Genomic DNA, 16501 nt, shown 5'->3' on the forward strand with positions numbered 1-16501 from the left:
CGCGCTCCCTCTCCCCATCAGGGCGCCGTCAGCACGCCGACCGTGGCGCCCGCCATGCAGCAGGCGATGCTGGCGGCGACGAGGCTCGGCAGGCCGAGCGTGGTGATCTCCGCCCGCCGCTCCGGGCAGAGCGCCGCCATGCCGGTCACCATGATCCCGACCGAGGCGAAATTGCTGAAGCCGCACAACGCATAGGTGAGAATGATGCGCGAGCGCTCGGAAAGCCCGGCGCCGCCGGTGCTGGCCAGCTCCAGGTAGCTGACGAACTCGTTCACCACCACCTTGATGCCGAGGCTGCGGCCGACCGCCGCGCATTCCTCGGCCGGCACGCCCATCGCCCAGGCCAGCGGCCAGAAGAGGAAGCCCGCGATCCGCTCCAGCGTCAGGCCGGTCAGCGGCGCCAGCATCGCGTTCAGCAGCGCGACCAGCGCCACGAAGACGATGAGCGAGGCCATGATGCCGAGCAGCAATTGCAGCCCGTCGGCGGTGCCGCGCACCAGCGCGTCCATGGTGCTGTCGTAGAGGCGCGGCATGGCGCCCTCCGGCGCCGCGGCGGTCGACGCGGCCTCCTCGGGATGCATCAGCAGGGCGGCGAGGATGGCGGCCGGGGCGGCGATCAGGCTCGCCGTCAGCAACTGCCCCGCCGCATCGGGGACCACCGGCGCGATCATGGTGGCATAGACCACCAGCATGTTGCCCGAGATGGTGGCGAGGCCGGCGACCATGGTGACGAAGAGCTCAGCCCGGGTCAGCGTGCCGAGCCAGGGGCGGATCAGCAGCGGCGCCTCCACCATGCCGACGAAGACATTGGCGGCGACGGAGAGGTTGCAGGCGCCGGACAGGCCGAAGAGGCGCCGCAGCCCGCCCGCCAGCAGGTCGACCACCCAGGGCAGCACCCGCCAGTGATAGAGCACCGCCGAGAGCGCTCCGACCAGCAGGATCAGCGGCAGCGCCTGGAAGAAGAGGATGAAGCTGCCGCCCGGCACGGTCTCGGCGAAGGGCAGCGGCCCGCCGCCGAGATAGCCGAAGACCAGGGTGGTGCCAGCCCGCGTCGCCCGCGCCAGCGCCTCCACCGCATCGCCCGCCGCGGCGAAGCCGGCGCGCAGCGGCGGGATGTGCAGCAGCGCCCCGGCGAGCAGCAGCTGGCCGAGCAGCCCCGCCACCACCACCCGCGCCCGCACGCCGCGCCGGCAGCCGCCGCAGGTCCAGGCCAGCAGGCAGAGCAGCGGCAGGCCGAGCAGCGCCTGGAGCTGCAGCAGGCTCACTCGGCGGCGCGCGGCACCGGCGCCTCCGCCAGCTCCACCGCCTCGATCCGCCCCCCGGCGGCGGTGATCTTCTGCGCGGTGATCTCGATGCCCTGCACATCCGCCTGCATCTCGGCGAAATGCCGCTTCAGGCTGGCGACGCGGCGGTCGAGCCGGCCGGTCTCCTCGGCCAGCCGCGCCACCTCGCGCCGGAGCTGCTGCGCCTCCGAGCGCAGCCGAACATCGCGCATCAGCGCCCGCATGGCGCCGAGCACCGCCCAGAGCGTGCCGGGCGAGACGAGATAGACGCCGCGCCGCGCCGCCTCGGCGACCAGCGGGCCGAAAAGGGCGTGCAGGTCGGCATGCAGCGCCTCGGAGGGCAGGAAGATCAGCGCCCCCTCGGCGGTCTCGCCGGGGCAGACATATTTGCGGGCGACGTCGTCGACATGCTTGCGGATATCGGCCGCCATGCGGCGCTCGGCGGCGATGCGCGCCGTCTCGTCCGGGGCGCGGCGCAGCGATTGCCAGGCCTCGAGCGGGAATTTGCTGTCGATGGCGATCGGCCCCGGCGGGAAGGGCAGGCGGATCAGCGCGTCGCAGCGCGTGCCATTGGCCAGGCTGTGCTGCCAGGCCCAGCCCTCGGCCGGCAGCCGGTCGGCCAGCATGTCGCGGAGCTGCACCTCGCCGAAGGCGCCGCGCGCCTGCTTGTTGCCGAGGATGCCGGCCAGCGTCGTCACCTGCCCGCCCAGCGCCTCGATATTGGCGCGCGCCGCGTCGATCACCGCCAGCCGCTCATGGATGCGGCGGGCGCTCTCCTGGGTGCGCTCGGCGCTGTCGGCGAGCGCCCGGCCGAGCCGCTCGTTCTGCGCCGCGACAGCCTGGTCCAGCCGGTCGGACAGCGCCTCCATCCGCTCGGCGAGCAGCAGCACCGCCTCGCCTCCCCCTCCCCCTCCCTGCAGCCGGAAGGCAAGGGCGATGGCGCCGGCCAGCAGCGCGCCGGCGAGGCCGGCCGCCAGCGGCACCAGCAATGGCAGCAGCCAATCGGGCAAGCGGCCCTCCCCCGGTGATCCCTGCGGCCGCGCCCCCGAGTCGCGGCCCCGAGCACTGTCGCATCGCGCGAAGGTCCGGGGCCAGCCTCGCGGCGCTGTCCCGGCTCAGGGGGGCGGGGCGAAGCGGCCATCCGGCTGCAGCAGCACGAGCTGGCCGGTCGCCACGCCGAAATGCGCCCCGTGCAGGGCGAGGCGCCCCTCCGCCACCGCCTCCGCCACCCAGGGGAAGGTCATCAGGTTGGCGAGGGAGATGCGCACCGCCTCATGCTCGCAGGCCTCCTGCCGCGCCTCCGGCGTGTCGCAGGCGAGCGCCACCTGCCGGGCGCGGTCGGCGATGCTGATCCAGCCGGCGACGAAATCCCCGGCCGCCGGCGGCACCCCTTCCAGCAGCGCCCGGACGCCGCCGCAAAGCGCGTGGCCCATGACCACCAGATCCCGCACGCCGAGGACGCGCACCGCGAATTCCACCGCGGCGCTGGTGCCGTGGAAGGCGGCATCCGGCATGTAGGGCGGCACGAGGTTGGCGACGTTGCGCACCACGAAAAGCTCGCCCGGCCCGGCCGAGAAGATCATCTGCGGATCGACCCGGCTGTCGGAGCAGGCGATCACCATGGTCCGCGGCCGCTGCCCCTGCTCGGCCAGTTCCTCGAAGCGCGCCTTCTCGCGCGGCCAGGTCTCGGCGCGGAACCGCCGGTAGCCCCCGATCAGCCTCTCCATGCCCTGCCCTCATCGCCCGGTCCGCCCGATGCCAGGCTCGCCGCTCCTTGCCAGAAGAATGCCGCGCAACGACCGCCGCCCTCGCCCGGTTCCGCCCCCCTCGTTTCCATACCGCCACCCGTTGCCCTGCCGCGGCTCCGCCGCGACAGGCTGTGACGCATCTTGGGTCCAGGGCGATCACGGGGCCTCCGCGACAGCGCGCAGCAACGTCGTGGGGATAGCATCAGTGTCGGAAATGCCGCATGCCGGTGAAGACCATGGCGAGCCCCGCCTTGTCGGCGGCCTCGATCACCTCGGCATCACGGATGCTGCCGCCCGGCTGGATCACCGCCGTGACGCCCGCCGCCGCCGCCGTCTCGAGCCCGTCGGCGAAGGGGAAGAAGGCGTCCGAGGCGACGACCGAGCCCTTGGCCAGCGGCTCCGGCAGCCCCGCCGCCCTGGCCGCCGCCTCCGATTTCCAGGCGGCGATGCGGCTGCTCTCGACCCGGTTCATCTGCCCCGCGCCGATGCCGACCGTCGCCAGCCCCTTGGCATAGACGATGGCGTTCGACTTCACATGCTTGCAGACGCGGAAGGCGAAGAGCAGGTCCTCCAGCTCCTGCGGCGTCGGGGCGCGCCGCGTCGCCACCTTCAACGCCTCGGCCGTGACGCGGCCGGCATCGCGCGATTGCGCCAGGAAGCCACCGGCGACCGAGCGGAAGGTGAGGCCCGGCGCCGCCGGATCGGGCATGGCGCCGGTCAGCAGCAGGCGCAGGTTCTTCTTCCGGGCGAAGACCGCCTGCGCCGCCGCGTCGGCATCGGGGGCCACCACCACCTCGGTGAAGATCGCCGCGATCTTCTCCGCCGCGGCGGCGTCGAGCGGCCGGTTGGCGGCGACGATGCCGCCGAAGGCCGAGACCGGGTCGCAGCGCAGCGCCGCGTCCCAGGCGCTGGCGAGATCGTCGGCGATGGCGACGCCGCAGGGATTGGCGTGCTTGACGATGACGATCGCCGGGCGTTCGAACTCGGCGACGCATTCGAAGGCGGCGTCGGTGTCGTTCAGGTTGTTGTAGGAGAGCTCCTTGCCCTGCACCTGCCGCGCCGTGGCGATGCCGGGCCGATCGCTGCCATCGAGGTAGAAGCCCGCCTGCTGGTGCGGGTTCTCGCCATAGCGGAGCGTCTGCTTCAGGATGCCGGCGAAGGCGAGGCGCGGCGGGAATTCCTCGCCGAGCTGGCCGGCGAACCAGCGGCTGATGGCCGCGTCATAGGCGGCCGTGCGGGCATAGGCGGCGGCGGCGAGGCGCCGGCGGGTCGCCAGGCGGGTGCCGCCCTGCGCCGCGATCTCCGCCTGCACCTCGGCGAATTGCGCGGGCTCGGTCAGCACCGTGACATGCGCATGGTTCTTCGCCGCCGAGCGGATCATCGCCGGGCCGCCGATATCGATGTTTTCGATGCAATCCTCGAAGCCGGCGCCCTTCGCCACCGTCGCCTCGAAGGGGTAGAGGTTCACCGCCACCAGATCGATCGGCGCGATGGCATGCTGCCGCATCTGCGCCTGGTGCTCCTCCAGGTCGCGCCGGCCGAGCAGCCCGCCATGCACCTGCGGCACCAGCGTCTTCACCCGCCCGTCCAGGATCTCCGGGAAGCCGGTATGCTCGGAGACATCCTTCACCGGGATGCCCGCCTCGCGCAGCGCCTTCGCGGTGCCGCCGGTCGAGAGGATCTCGGTTCCCCGCCCGGCGAGGAAGCGGGCGAATTCCACCAGCCCGGTCTTGTCGGAGACGGATAGCAGCGCGCGGCGGACGGGGACGGGATCGGTCATTGGGGGGCACTCCGGATCGGGCGCGGCATACTGCCGGAGCCCGCGCCTCGGCAACCTCGCCCCCCCGCCATCCTCCCCTGCACCCATGGCAGGTCAGGGTGTCGGCGCCTCCGGCGGCAGCAGCCCCGCCTCACGCATCTCCTGCCAGAGCGCCGGCGGGATCGGGGTGCGCATCAGCGCCGCATTCGCCCGCACCTGCGCCGGCTCGACCGCGCCCGGGATGACGGCGGCGACGGCGGGATGCGCGGCGGCGAATTGCAGCGCCGCGGCGCGCAGGTCGACGCCGTGGCGGGCGCAGAGCGCGGCCAGCCGGTCCCGGGCCGCGACGCGCTCAGGCGGCGCCTCGCGGTAGTCGAAGGTCCCGCCGCCGGCGAGCAGGCCGGAATTATACGGCCCGCCGATGATGACGGCGACGCCGCGCCGCAGGCAGGCCGGCAGCAGAGCGGCGAGCGCCCCCTGGTCGAGCAGGGTGTAGCGGCCGGCGATGAGGAAGAGGTCGGGATCAGCCCGTTCCAGCGCCCACAGGCAGGCCTCGGGCCGGTTCACGCCGAGCCCCCAGGCGCGGATGACGCCCTCCTCGCGCAGCCGGGTCAGGGCAGGCGCGGCGCCGGCCATCGCCGCGTCGAAGACCCGCTCCCACTCCGCGCCATGCGTGTCCTCGGCGATGTCGTGGATCAGGGCGATGTCGATGCGGGCGAGGCCGAGGCGCTGCAGGCTGTCCTCCACGGAGCGCAGGGCCGCATCGGCGGAATAGTCGTACTCGACCCGGAAGGGCAGCGGGTCGCGGAACATGCGGTATTCGCGCGGCGCGGCGGGGTCGGGGCGCAGCATCCGGCCGACCTTGGTCGAGAGCACGTAGTCCTCGCGCGGGCGCTGCCGCAGCATATGGCCGAAGCGGTGCTCGGAGAGCCCGGCGCCGTAATGCGGGGCGGTGTCGTAGAAGCGGATGCCGCTCTCCCAGGCGGCTTCGAGCACCGCCTCGGCGGTCGCCTCCGGGATCGGGGCGAACATGTTGCCGAGCGGCGCGCCGCCGAAGCCGAGCGGCCCCGGCGGGCGGAAGCGGGCGGTGTCGGGCATCGGACGTTCCTCGTTCCTTCTCCGCCGAGGGGAGGCCGCTTCGCGCCCGGTCGCAAGCCCCGCCCTACCCTGCCGCCCGGCTTCCTGGCGCCATGTCGGCGTGATATCGCCCCATCTCCCCCCAACCGGAAGGCAACGCGCCGCGTGAAGGTCGCCCAGGTCGTCAATGTCGATTTCGCCCTGCGGCATTTCCTCTTGCCGCTGATGCGCGGCGCGCGCGAGCGCGGGCATGAGGTGGTGGGGCTCTGCGCGGAAGGGCCGCTGCTCGACCTGCCGCGGCAGGAGGGATTCCGCATCATCCCGGTGCCGATGGCGCGCTCGCTGAACCCGCTCGCCCAGCTCCGCGCCTTCCGCGCCCTGCTGCGCATCCTGCGGGAGGAGCGCTTCGACCTGGTGCACGGCCATATGCCGATCAGCGGCTTGCTGGCGCGCTTCGCCGCCCGGCTCGCGCGCCGGGGCGATGGCCGGCCACGCATCGCCTATACCTGCCACGGATTCCTCTTCAACCAGCCCGGCCCGGCCTGGCGGCGCAGCCTCTCCCTGGCTCTGGAACGCGCGGCGGGGCGGATCACCGACATCTTCCTCACCGTCAGCGAGGAGGAGGCGGCGGATGCGAAGCGGCGCGGCATCCACCCGCACCCGGTCGCCGTCGGCAATGGCCGCGACCCGTCCCGCTTCCATCCCGACGCCGCGGCCCGCGCCGCGCTGCGGGCCGAGCTCGGCGCCGCGCCCGGGGATTGCGTCACCATCGCCGTCTCGCGGCTGGTGCGGCACAAGGGCTATCACGAGCTGCTGGCGGCGCTGCGCGACACGCCGCCGCATTGCCTGCTCTGGGTGGTGGGCGAGCGGCTGCCCACCGATCATGGCGAGGACCTCGAGCCGCTCTTCGCCGCGGCCGAGGCGGAATTCGGCCCGCGCCTGCGTCGCCTCGGCTACCGCACCGACGTGGCGCGGCTGCTGGCGGCGGCGGATGTCTTCGCCCTGCCCTCGCATTTCGAGGGGCTGCCGATGTCGGTGATCGAGGCGATGCTCTGCGGCCTGCCGGTGGTCAGCACCGATGTCAGCGGCCCGCGGGAGATGGTGGTGCCGGGCGAGACCGGGCTGCTCGTGCCGCCGGCCGAGGCGGCGCCGCTGGCGGCCGCGCTGCGCCGCCTCGCCGCCGATCCGGCGGAACGGGCCCGCATGGGCGCCGCCGGCCGCGCCCGGGCGCTCGCGCGCTACACCGAGGCGAAGGTGGTGGCGCGAACCCTCGACCTGCTGGGCCTCTGACGGGAGGCCGGCCCCCTCAGCTATCCGCGGGGTCGCCGCCCTGGATCTGGGCGCGGCCGATCGCCCATTGCACCGTCGTGGTCTGCGGCTCGGCGGTGAGGACGATCTGGGTAGTTTTGCGCGGCTCGCTGCCGCCGAGATAGAGGCTGTCCTCGAGGGCGACCTTCGCGCCCTTGACGCGCAGCCGCCAGAGCTGGCCGGAAGGCAGCTTCAGCAGCGCCGCCTGCTCCTCGGCCTGCAGCGTGGCGGTGACGGCGGGATGCAGGTGGAAGCGGATCAGGTAGCCGGGCGCTGGCGCATCGGCCTCCGCCATCTCGACCAGGTCCTCGCCGCGCAGGTCGTTGCCCTCGCGGTCGAGATAGAGGCGGCGGCGATGCGTGGCGGCGAAGGGCTTGCGCCAGCCGTCATGCGTCGCATCCAGCCATTGCGCGCCGTCGGCCTCCTGCCGGTCGGCCTCGACCCGCTCGGGCCGGCGGCCGAGGCCCTCCTCCTTCAGCTCGCTGCTGTTGGTATCGGCGAGCACCAGGGTGGAATGCGCCGCCGTCGCCCGCAGCGCGTCGCGCCAATCGGCCTCGGCGGCCGGCGCGGCGCCGCAATTGACGATGACCCGGTCGCGCCCGACCGACATCTCGAAGGAGAGCGTGCCGGCATGGGCGAAGCGGTCGGCGCCGCGCGGCAGGCCGGTCTGCGCGTCTCGCGCCCGGCCGGGCGGCGGCGGCCCGGCATCGGCGATGACCAGGGTGCGGCCGGCCTGCAGCCGGTGGAAGCCGCTCTCCTCGAGCAGCAGCGGCGCCCGGCCGCGCGCCTGGCCCTGGGTGAGGACGAGGTCGACCAGGCCGGCCCCCTCCTCCCGCGTGCCGTTGAACTGGGCGAGGCCGCCATCGCCGTGGCGGAAGAGGCGCAGCGCCTGGCCGGCGCGCTCCAGCACCGTCGAGAGCAGGGCCGGGGCGTTGATGCCCGCGCCGTGCAGCAGGTTGCGGATCTCGATCAGGTCCTGCAGCGCCTGCAGGAGCTGCGTCGGGGAGCGCTCGACATGGCCGCCATCGGGGTGGAATTGCCGCTCCAGCTCGCCGGGCAGGAAGCGGAGCGCCCGGGTCATCCAGGCCTCCTCCTCCAGCGCCACGGCGGCGGCGATCGCGCCCTTCAGCGTCACCAGCGCGCCGCGATGCAGCGCCTCGGCCGGCAGGCCGCCGACGACGCCGCGCGCATCCTGGGCGAGGCGGACCAGCAGCTTGCGGCGGAAGCCGTCCTCGGCCGTCGCCGCCAGGAAGTCCCAGTGGCCGAGCCAGGCGGAGACGCGGGCTGCCGCCACCTCGGGCGCCACGGCGAGGATCTCCTGGCCGCCGCGCAGCAGCCAGTCCTCGGAGAGGTCGCGGGCGCGCAGCCGGGCGGTGTCGGTGCCGAGTGCCCGCAGGTCGCGCAGCCAGGCGAAGCCATGCGCCGCCGCCCGCCAGGTGACCGGGCCGGCCTCGGCCTCCCAGCCCTCCCCGCCCGGCTCCAGCGGCCGAATGGTGCCCTGCACCTCGTACTCGCCGCGGAGCAGCCGGGCGGCGCGGCCGGGATCGCCCGGCCAGAGGTCGCGGAAGGAGCGCGCCGGCGCCTCCGGCACGCGGACCGGCTTCAGCCCGGCGATGAAGCGGCGGGTGCCGCGAATCAGGTCACGCATCGGCAGCCCCCGCCAGCCGCATCAGGCAGCACTCCGGATATCCGCAATTGCCCGCGCATAATCGGCGGCGCCGAAGACGGCGGTGCCGGCGACGAGCACATCCGCGCCGGCCTCCACGCAGCGCCCGGCGGTCCGCGCCGTCACGCCGCCATCGACCTGCAGCGCGATCAGCTGGCCGCCGCGGGCGACATGCGCATCGATCATCCGCCGCAGGGTGGCGATCTTGCCGAGCTGGCTGTCGAGGAAGGACTGGCCGCCGAAGCCCGGATTGACCGACATCACCAGGATCAGGTCGCAGAGATCGAGGACGTTCTCCGCCGCCGAGACCGGCGTCGCCGGGTTCAGCACCAGCCCGGCCTGCTTGCCGAGGCCGCGGATGGTCTGCAGCGTCCGGTGCAGGTGCGGTCCCGCCTCGGGATGCACGCTGATGAGGTCGGCGCCCGCCTCGGCGAAGGCGACGAGATAGGGATCGGCCGGGGCGATCATCAGATGGACGTCGAAGGGGATGTCGACCTGCCCGCGCAGCGCCTTCACCACCACCGGCCCGAAGCTGATATTCGGCACAAAATGGCCGTCCATGATGTCGAGATGCAGCCAGTCCGCCCCGGCCGCGGCCACGGCCCGCGCCTCCTCGCCGAGGCGGGCGAAGTCGGCGGCAAGCAGGGAGGGCGCGATGCGGATCGGACGGGAGGGCATTGCAACAGCTTCTAGCGGCGGCGCCAGAGGCCGGGCAAGGCACGGCGGCCAGGCATCGGCCCCCCGGCGATGCCGGAAGCGTGAGGTTCCGCCGGCTTCCGCCGGCCGGCCTCGGGCCCGGGGTCCCTCTTCCCGGGGCGCCCATGCCGGCGCGGCGCCGTCGCGGGGCGCTCAAAAATAGGCTGGGGCCTCGGCGCGGATGCGCTCGATATCGGCGAAGGTGCCGGAGAGATGGCGCCGCAGATGCCGCTCCGCCGCCGCCGGCTCGCCGGCGATGATCGCATCCGCGAGGGCCGCATGGTCGGCGACGATCTGGTCCGCTTTGCCCGGGCTCGGCAGATGCAGCCGACGCAGCCGGTCGAGATGGCCGCTGCGGCTGCGGATGAGATCGCGCAGGCGCGGCACCCCGGCGGCGCCGTAGAGCAGGCCGTGGAAGGCCTCGTCGGCCTCGGCGAAGCCCGCCTGCTCGTCCTGCAGGCGCAGCTCCTTCAGCCGGGCCACCTCGGCGCGCAGCCCGCCGGCCAGCACCGGGGAGGGCGCGGCGGCGAGGCGGCGGACGATCTCGACCTCCAGAGCGAGGCGCAGGAAATTCGCTTCCCGCGCGCTGGCCATGTCGATCTTCGCCACCCGCGTCGCCGAATGCGGGACGACGTCGATCAGCCCCTCCTCCTGCAGCCGCAGCAGGGCCTCGCGCACCGGGGTCTGGCTGACGCCAAGCCGGGCGGCGAGGGCCGTCCGGGAGAGGACGGTCCCGGGCGGCAGGGCCAGGGTGATCACCGCCGCGCGCAGGCGCTCATAGGCGATCTCGGCCGCCGAGCGGCGCGGCGCGAGCGGCGCGATGGCCGGAAATCCGGCATCGGCGGAGGCGAGATCGGTCGCGGTCATGGAAGTCGAGGGCATACCAGACGCAGCCCCAACAGCCAATATCTTGCCGGATGTCTGAAATCTGATATATGGGATCTCAGAGAAGATAGGGCCGGCTCCCGGCCTCGGAGGAAACCCATGCCGCTACCGACCCGCCGCGTCGCCCTCGCCGCGCTCGCCGCCCTTCCCCTCTGCGCCCCCGCCGGTCCCGCTGCCCGGGCCCAGCCGGCCTGGCCGAGCCAGCCGGTCCGGCTGATCGTCCCCTTCTCGGCCGGCGTCTCCGACACCATCGCCCGGCTGGTGAGCACCGAGATGAGCAAGTCGCTCGGCCAGCCCATCGTGGTCGAGAACAAGGCCGGCGCCGGCGGCAATATCGGCTCCGAGGCCTGCGCCCGGGCGGTGCCGGATGGCTACACGCTCTGCCTCGGCACCATCAGCAGCCATGCCATCAACCCGGCGATCACGCCGAAGATGCCCTATGACGCGGCGCGCGACTTCGCGCCCATCACCCAGCTCGCGGCGCAGCCCAACGCCATCGCCGTCGCCAACGACTTCCCGCCGAAGAGCATCGCCGAGCTCATCGCCTTCCTGAAGAAGAAGCCCGGCGACACCGCCTTCGGCACCTCGGGCGTCGGCACCTCGGTGCATCTCGCCGGGGCGCTCTTCATGCAGATGACCGGCACGCAGATCGAGCATGTGCCCTATCGCGGCAGCGGCCAGGTGACGACGGCGCTGATGACGGGCGAGCTGCCCATGGCCTTCGACAATCTCTCCTCGGTCCTGCCCTTCGCGCGGGAAGGCAAGTTCCGCATCCTCGGCGTCACCACCCCGCAACGCAGCCCGGCGGCGCCCGACATCCCGGCGGTCGCCGAGACCGTGCCGGGCTTCGAGAGCCTTTCCTGGCACGGGTTCTTCGCACCCGCGAAGGTGCCGCCGGCGATCATCGCCCGGCTGCACAGGGAGGCGGTGGCGGCGCTGGCCAGCCCCGGCGTCGCGGCCCGCTTCCAGGAGCTCGGCATCACCCCGGTCGGCAACACGCCGGAGGAATTCGGCCGCTTCGTCGCCAGCGAGACCGCTCGCTGGGGCGAGGTCGCCCGCCGGGCGAAGATCCAGCTCGACTGACCCGGCGCGGCCCCCGCGACGCCGCCCGGGCCCTGCGTTAGACAAAGGTGCCGACCCGCCGGAAGGCCGGCGTTCCCCCCGTGATCGCCTGACAGGACATGTCCCGATGACCAAGCTCCCGCCCCGCAAGCAGGCCGCCGATCTGCGTTCCGCCCGCTGGTTCGGCCCGGCCGATCTCCGCAGCTTCGGCCACCGCTCCCGCGCCATGCAGATGGGCTACGCGCCGGAGGAGTGGCAGGGCAAGCCGGTAATCGCCATCGTCAACACCTGGTCCGACCTCAACCCCTGCCACACGCATCTGCGACAGCGGGCCGAGGACGTGAAGCGCGGCATCCTGATGGCCGGCGGCTTCCCGGTGGAGCTGCCCGCGATCAGCGTCTCGGAGAGCTACGTCAAGCCGACGACGATGATGTACCGCAACATGCTGGCCATGGAGACGGAGGAGCTGCTGCGCTCCCACCCCGTCGACGGCGCGGTGCTGATGGGCGGCTGCGACAAGACCACGCCCGGCCTGCTGCTGGGCGCGACCAGCATGAACATCCCGGCGATCTTCGTGCCCGCAGGGCCGATGCTGCGGGGCAACTGGCAGGGCAAGGTGCTCGGCTCCGGCTCCGACAGCTGGAAGTACTGGGACGAGCTGCGGGCGGGCAAGATCACCGAGCAGGACTGGCTCGGCGTCGAGGCGGGCATCGCCCGCAGCCATGGCACCTGCATGACCATGGGCACCGCCTCCACCATGACCGCGATCGCCGAGGCGGTCGGCATGGTGCTGCCGGGCGGTTCCTCCGTCCCCGCCGCCGATGCCGGGCACATCCGCCTCTGCTCCGAGAGCGGCCGGCGCATCGTCGAGATGGTCTGGGAGGACCTGACGCCGCAGCGCATCCAGACCCGCGAGGCCTTCGGGAATGCCATCGCCGTCGCCATGGCCATGGGCTGCTCGACCAACGCCATCATCCACCTGATCGCCATGGCGCGCCGCGCCGGCCAGGATATCGGCCTCGACGATTTCGAGCGCTACAGCCGCAAGGTCCCGGTCATCGGCAATGTCCGCCCCTCGGGCGACAAGTACCTGATGGAGGACTTCTTCTATGCCGGCGGCATCCGGGCGCTGATGGGCCGGATCGCGCCGCATCTGCACCTCGGCTGCGTCACCTGCACCGGCCGCACGGTGGCCGAGAACATCGAGGGCGCACGGGTCTACAACGACGACGTCATCCGCAGCCTCGACAACCCGATCTATGGCGAGGGTTCGCTCGCCGTGCTGAAGGGCAACCTCGCCCCCGATGGCTGCGTCATCAAGCCGGCGGCGATGGACCAGAAATTCCTGAAGCATTCCGGCCCGGCCTTCGTCTTCGACGACTACCCCGCGATGAAGAAGGCGGTGGAGGACGAGAGCTTCCCCTTCACGCCCGACAGCGTGCTGGTGCTGCGCAATGCCGGGCCGCGGGGCGGGCCGGGCATGCCGGAATGGGGCATGCTGCCGATGCCGAAGAAGCTGCTGAAGATGGGCCTGCGCGACATGCTGCGGCTCTCCGACGCCCGCATGTCCGGCACCTCCTACGGTGCCTGCGTGCTGCACGTGGCGCCCGAGAGCTATGTCGGCGGGCCGCTGGCGCTGCTGAAGACCGGCGACATCGTCAGCGTCGACGTCGATGCCCGCTCCATCCGCATGGAGGTGAGCGAGGAGGAGCTGGCGCGGCGCCGCGCCGAATGGGTGCCGCCGCCGGTGCGCTTCGAGCGCGGCTATGGCTGGATGTTCACCAAGCACATCCAGCAGGCCAACGAGGGCTGCGACTTCGACTTCCTGCGCACCGATTTCGGCGCCCCCGTCGCCGAGCCGGTCATCTACTGAGCCATCTGCAAGGAGAGGATACGCCATGGCCCTCAGCCCCGAGACCCGCGACAAGCTCAGGCGGGTCAGCACCGCGACCCTCGCCACCGCGCTCTACAAGCGCGGGCTGCGCGGCCAGATGATCCAGGGCGTGCTGCCGCTGCACCGCCCGGCCGAGAGCATGGTGGGCGAGGCCTTCACCGTCCGCTACATCCCGGCACGCGAGGACCTGAACGGGCTCGAGGTATTCCGCGACCCGACGCATCCGCAGCGCAAGGCGATCGAGGAATGCCCACCCGGCGCGGTGATGGTCTTCGACAGCCGCAAGGATGCCCGCGCCGCCTCGGCCGGCGGCATCCTGGTGGGACGGCTGAAGGCGCGCGGCGCCGCTGGCGTCGTCACCGATGGCGGCTTCCGCGACAGCGCGGAGATCGCGACCCTCGGCATTCCGGCCTTCCACCAGCGTCCCTCGGCACCGACCAACCTGACCCTGAACCAGGCGATCGGCATCAACGAGCCGATCGCCTGCGGCGACGCGCCGGTCTTCCCGGGCGACGTGCTGGTGGGCGATGCCGATGGCGTCATCGTGCTGCCCGCGCATCTCGCCGATGAGCTCGCGGCCGAGGCGACCGAGATGACCGCCTACGAGGATTTCGTCACCGAGAAGGTGGCCGAGGGACGCAGCATCCGCGGCCTCTACCCGGCGACCGATCCGAAGAGTCTCGAGGAATTCGCCGCCTGGCGGAAGGCCAAGGGTCGCTGAGGCGAACCGGGGCCGGCGGGCCTTCGCCGGCCGGTCCCGGCCCGCATCCTGTCGTTGAGGGAGAACACCGGGACATGCATCGCCGCAGCCTGTTCGGAGCCGCCGCCCTGCTCGCCATGCCAGCGCTGCGCGCCCGCGCGCAGGAGGACTGGCCGTCGCGCACCGTGACCATCATCGTGCCCTTCGCCGCCGGCAGCTCCTCCGACATCATCGCCCGCGCCATCGCGCAGTCGCTGCAGCAGAGCAGCGGCAAGCCCTTCGTGGTCGAGAACCGCCCGGGCGCGACCGGCGAGGTGGGTGCGCGGCAGGTGATCCGCTCGGCGCCGGACGGCACCACCCTGCTGCACGCCCCGATCAGCACCTGGGCGATCAACGTCGCGCTGCGGCCCAATCTCGGCTACGACCCGGTGACGCAGCTCGCCCGCGTCACCCAGACCGTGCGCACGCCGAACGTGCTGGTGGTGAACCCGCAGAAGGTGCCGGCCAAGGACCTGAAGGAGCTGATCGCCTGGCTGCGGGCGCAGAAGGGCAAGGCCGCCTATTCCACCAGCGGCGTCGGCTCCTCCGACCACCTGACCATGGAGATGTTCAAGCAGGCGACGGGGACGGACATCACCCATATCCCCTATTCCGGCGGCGCGCCGGCGACGACCAGCCTGATCGCCGGCGACACCCAGCTCTCCTTCCAGAATCTCGGCTCCATCATCGGCCAGATCCAGGACGGGCGGGTGCGGCCGCTGCTGATCACCGCCGAGGCGCGCAGCCCGCTGCTGCCCGCCGTGCCGACCGCGGCGGAGGCGGGGCTCGCCGATTTCGTGGTCTATTCCTGGCAAGGCTTCGGCGGCCCGGCCACGCTGCCGCCGCCGCTGCTGCAACGCATCCACGACGCCGTCGCCGGGGCGCTGCGCAGCGAGGCGGTGACGGGCAAGCTGGCCGAGATGGGCTTCGAGGTGGTGGCGAACAGCCCGGAGGAATTCGCCGCCTTTCAGGGAAGGGAGATCACCCGCTGGCGGCATGTGGTGCAGGTCGGCAACATCACGCCGGACTGAGGCCCCCCGGCGCCAGGGACCCTAGCCGGGGGATCCTAGCTGAATACCACCGTCTTGCTGCCGTTCAGGATCACCCGGCTCTCCAGCACCCAGCGCAGCGCCCGCGACAGCACCCGCCGCTCGATGTCGCGGCCGTTGCGCACCAGGTCGTCCGGGCTGTCGCGATGCGTCACCCGCTCAACGTCCTGCTCGATGATCGGCCCCTCGTCGAGATCGGCGGTCACGTAATGCGCCGTGGCGCCGATCAGCTTCACCCCCCGGGCATGCGCCTGGTGATAGGGCCGGGCGCCCTTGAAGCCGGGCAGGAAGGAATGGTGGATGTTGATGCAGCGCCCGACAAGCTTCGCCGCCAGCCCGTCCGAGAGCACTTGCATGTAGCGCGCGAGGATGACGAGCTCGCTCCGCGTCTCCTGCACCAGCGCCCAGATCGCCGCCTCCTGCTCCAGCTTGGTCTGCTTCGTCACCGGCAGGTGATGGAAGGGGATATCGGCGAAGTCGAGATGCGCGAAGGTCTCTCGCGGGTGGTTGGAGACGATGGCCGAGGGCACCATCGGCAGTTCGCCGATCCGCCAGCGATAGAGGATATCGGCCAGGCAATGGTCGAATTTCGAGACCAGCAGCATCACCCGCGGCTTGTCCGCCAGGTCGCGCAGGGCCCAGCGCATGGCGAAGCGCTCGGCGATGGGCGCCAGCCCGGCCCGCAGCGCCGCCTCGTCCGGCACGCCCCGCGGATGGTCGAAGACGATCCGGGCGAAGAAGCGCGTCGTCTCGGCATCGTCGTATTGCTGCGCCTCGGCGATGTTCGCGCCGGCCTCGAACAGGAAGGTCGAGACCGCGGCGACGATGCCGGGGCGGTTCGGGCAGGAGAGCGTCAGGACGTGCCGGATCGCCGACATGGTCGGGCCTCCCGCTCAGGCCTCGGGAGGGGCGTCGCGGAGATAGGGCTCGACCGTGCCCTGCAGCTTCATCGTCATTGGCCGGCCGCGCCGGTCCGTCGTCTTGCCGACCGAGAGCCGCACCCAGCCCTCGGAGACGCAGTATTCCTCGACATTGGTTTTCTCGACGCCCTTGAAGCGGATGCCGACGCCCCGCTGCAGCAGCGCCTCGTCGTAGTAGGGGCTGGCGGGATCGGTGGAGAGGCGGTCGGGCAGGGTCTCGGTCATGGCGGCAACTCACGCTTCGGGCGCGGAGCAGGGCCGCGCGACACCCGGTCCTAACCAGCCGCGGCGCGTCTGCCAATCCGCCCATTGGTCCTTTCGTCCGACAGGCGCAACGAGTGCCGCTGCCGCCCAACGGCGGCAGCCTTGCCGCGTTGTCGCCGCGAGCGGCCCGGCCCGGTCTCGCGACCGGGGC

Annotated in this window: 15 protein-coding genes; 5 read left to right on the forward strand and 10 right to left on the reverse strand. The window is 72.5% G+C overall.

Annotation, left to right across the window (positions count from 1 at the left end; all coding sequences use genetic code 11):
- Positions 1-17: 17 nt before the first annotated feature.
- The 5 genes from HJG45_RS17385 to HJG45_RS17405 all read right to left on the reverse strand — a co-directional run bounded on the left by HJG45_RS17385 (position 18) and on the right by HJG45_RS17405 (position 5888).
- Positions 18-1265: a nucleoside transporter C-terminal domain-containing protein gene (locus tag HJG45_RS17385; RefSeq protein WP_171613369.1), complete on the reverse strand. Its 1248-nt coding sequence runs from the start codon at positions 1263-1265 to the stop codon at positions 18-20.
- Complete coding sequence (locus HJG45_RS17390; RefSeq protein WP_254452589.1) at positions 1262-2293, reverse strand: DNA recombination protein RmuC; 1032 nt, start codon at positions 2291-2293, stop codon at positions 1262-1264. The genes HJG45_RS17385 and HJG45_RS17390 overlap by 4 nt, the downstream gene beginning before the upstream one ends.
- Before the next feature lie 105 nt (positions 2294-2398).
- Entirely contained in the window at positions 2399-3010 is a 612-nt protein-coding gene (locus HJG45_RS17395; protein ID WP_171613370.1) for a carbonic anhydrase, read from the reverse strand.
- A 223-nt stretch (positions 3011-3233) separates the two neighbouring features.
- The gene (gene purH / locus HJG45_RS17400; RefSeq protein WP_171613371.1) at positions 3234-4811 is read right to left on the reverse strand and encodes a bifunctional phosphoribosylaminoimidazolecarboxamide formyltransferase/IMP cyclohydrolase; all 1578 of its coding nucleotides are present in this window, start codon (positions 4809-4811) and stop codon (positions 3234-3236) included.
- A 93-nt stretch (positions 4812-4904) separates the two neighbouring features.
- Positions 4905-5888 carry an aldo/keto reductase gene (locus HJG45_RS17405; RefSeq protein WP_171613372.1) on the reverse strand — a complete coding sequence of 328 codons (984 nt, stop codon included), beginning with the start codon at positions 5886-5888 and terminating at the stop codon, positions 4905-4907.
- Positions 5889-6032: 144 nt separating this feature from the next.
- On the opposite strand from HJG45_RS17405, the gene HJG45_RS17410 reads away from it, so the two are divergent.
- Positions 6033-7157, forward strand: a complete 1125-nt coding sequence (locus HJG45_RS17410) for a glycosyltransferase (protein ID WP_171613373.1) — start codon at positions 6033-6035, stop codon at positions 7155-7157.
- A 16-nt stretch (positions 7158-7173) separates the two neighbouring features.
- Here HJG45_RS17410 and HJG45_RS17415 read toward each other — a convergent pair whose 3' ends face one another.
- The 3 genes from HJG45_RS17415 to HJG45_RS17425 all read right to left on the reverse strand — a co-directional run bounded on the left by HJG45_RS17415 (position 7174) and on the right by HJG45_RS17425 (position 10404).
- The gene (locus HJG45_RS17415) at positions 7174-8823 is read right to left on the reverse strand and encodes a heparinase II/III family protein (protein WP_171613374.1); all 1650 of its coding nucleotides are present in this window, start codon (positions 8821-8823) and stop codon (positions 7174-7176) included.
- Positions 8824-8844: 21 nt separating this feature from the next.
- Positions 8845-9519 (reverse strand): ribulose-phosphate 3-epimerase, encoded by a 675-nt coding sequence (rpe, locus tag HJG45_RS17420; protein ID WP_171613375.1) that lies wholly within the window; start codon positions 9517-9519, stop codon positions 8845-8847.
- A 171-nt stretch (positions 9520-9690) separates the two neighbouring features.
- Positions 9691-10404 (reverse strand): GntR family transcriptional regulator, encoded by a 714-nt coding sequence (locus HJG45_RS17425; RefSeq protein WP_171613376.1) that lies wholly within the window; start codon positions 10402-10404, stop codon positions 9691-9693.
- A 117-nt stretch (positions 10405-10521) separates the two neighbouring features.
- Here HJG45_RS17425 and HJG45_RS17430 point away from each other — a divergent pair, with 117 nt between their 5' ends.
- From HJG45_RS17430 to HJG45_RS17445, 4 genes are all read left to right on the forward strand, one after another.
- Positions 10522-11505, forward strand: coding sequence for a tripartite tricarboxylate transporter substrate binding protein (locus HJG45_RS17430; protein ID WP_171613377.1), 984 nt, complete (start codon positions 10522-10524; stop codon positions 11503-11505).
- Between the two features lie 106 nt (positions 11506-11611).
- Positions 11612-13357: an L-arabinonate dehydratase gene (gene araD, locus HJG45_RS17435; protein WP_171613378.1), complete on the forward strand. Its 1746-nt coding sequence runs from the start codon at positions 11612-11614 to the stop codon at positions 13355-13357.
- A 25-nt stretch (positions 13358-13382) separates the two neighbouring features.
- Complete coding sequence (locus HJG45_RS17440; RefSeq protein WP_171613379.1) at positions 13383-14099, forward strand: ribonuclease activity regulator RraA; 717 nt, start codon at positions 13383-13385, stop codon at positions 14097-14099.
- Between the two features lie 74 nt (positions 14100-14173).
- Positions 14174-15148 (forward strand): tripartite tricarboxylate transporter substrate binding protein, encoded by a 975-nt coding sequence (locus HJG45_RS17445; RefSeq protein ID WP_171613380.1) that lies wholly within the window; start codon positions 14174-14176, stop codon positions 15146-15148.
- A 35-nt stretch (positions 15149-15183) separates the two neighbouring features.
- Here the strand turns inward: HJG45_RS17445 and purU are convergent, their stop codons facing one another.
- Both purU and HJG45_RS17455 read right to left on the reverse strand, forming a co-directional pair.
- Positions 15184-16044 (reverse strand): formyltetrahydrofolate deformylase, encoded by an 861-nt coding sequence (gene purU / locus HJG45_RS17450; RefSeq protein ID WP_171613381.1) that lies wholly within the window; start codon positions 16042-16044, stop codon positions 15184-15186.
- A gap of 15 nt (positions 16045-16059) precedes the next feature.
- Positions 16060-16311, reverse strand: coding sequence for a DUF3297 family protein (locus HJG45_RS17455; RefSeq protein WP_171613382.1), 252 nt, complete (start codon positions 16309-16311; stop codon positions 16060-16062).
- Between the last annotated feature and the right edge of the window lie 190 nt (positions 16312-16501).

Origin of the sequence: Roseicella sp. DB1501 (genome assembly GCF_013112485.1) — a bacterium.
In the GTDB taxonomy this organism is placed as follows: Bacteria; Pseudomonadota; Alphaproteobacteria; order Acetobacterales; family Acetobacteraceae; genus Paracraurococcus.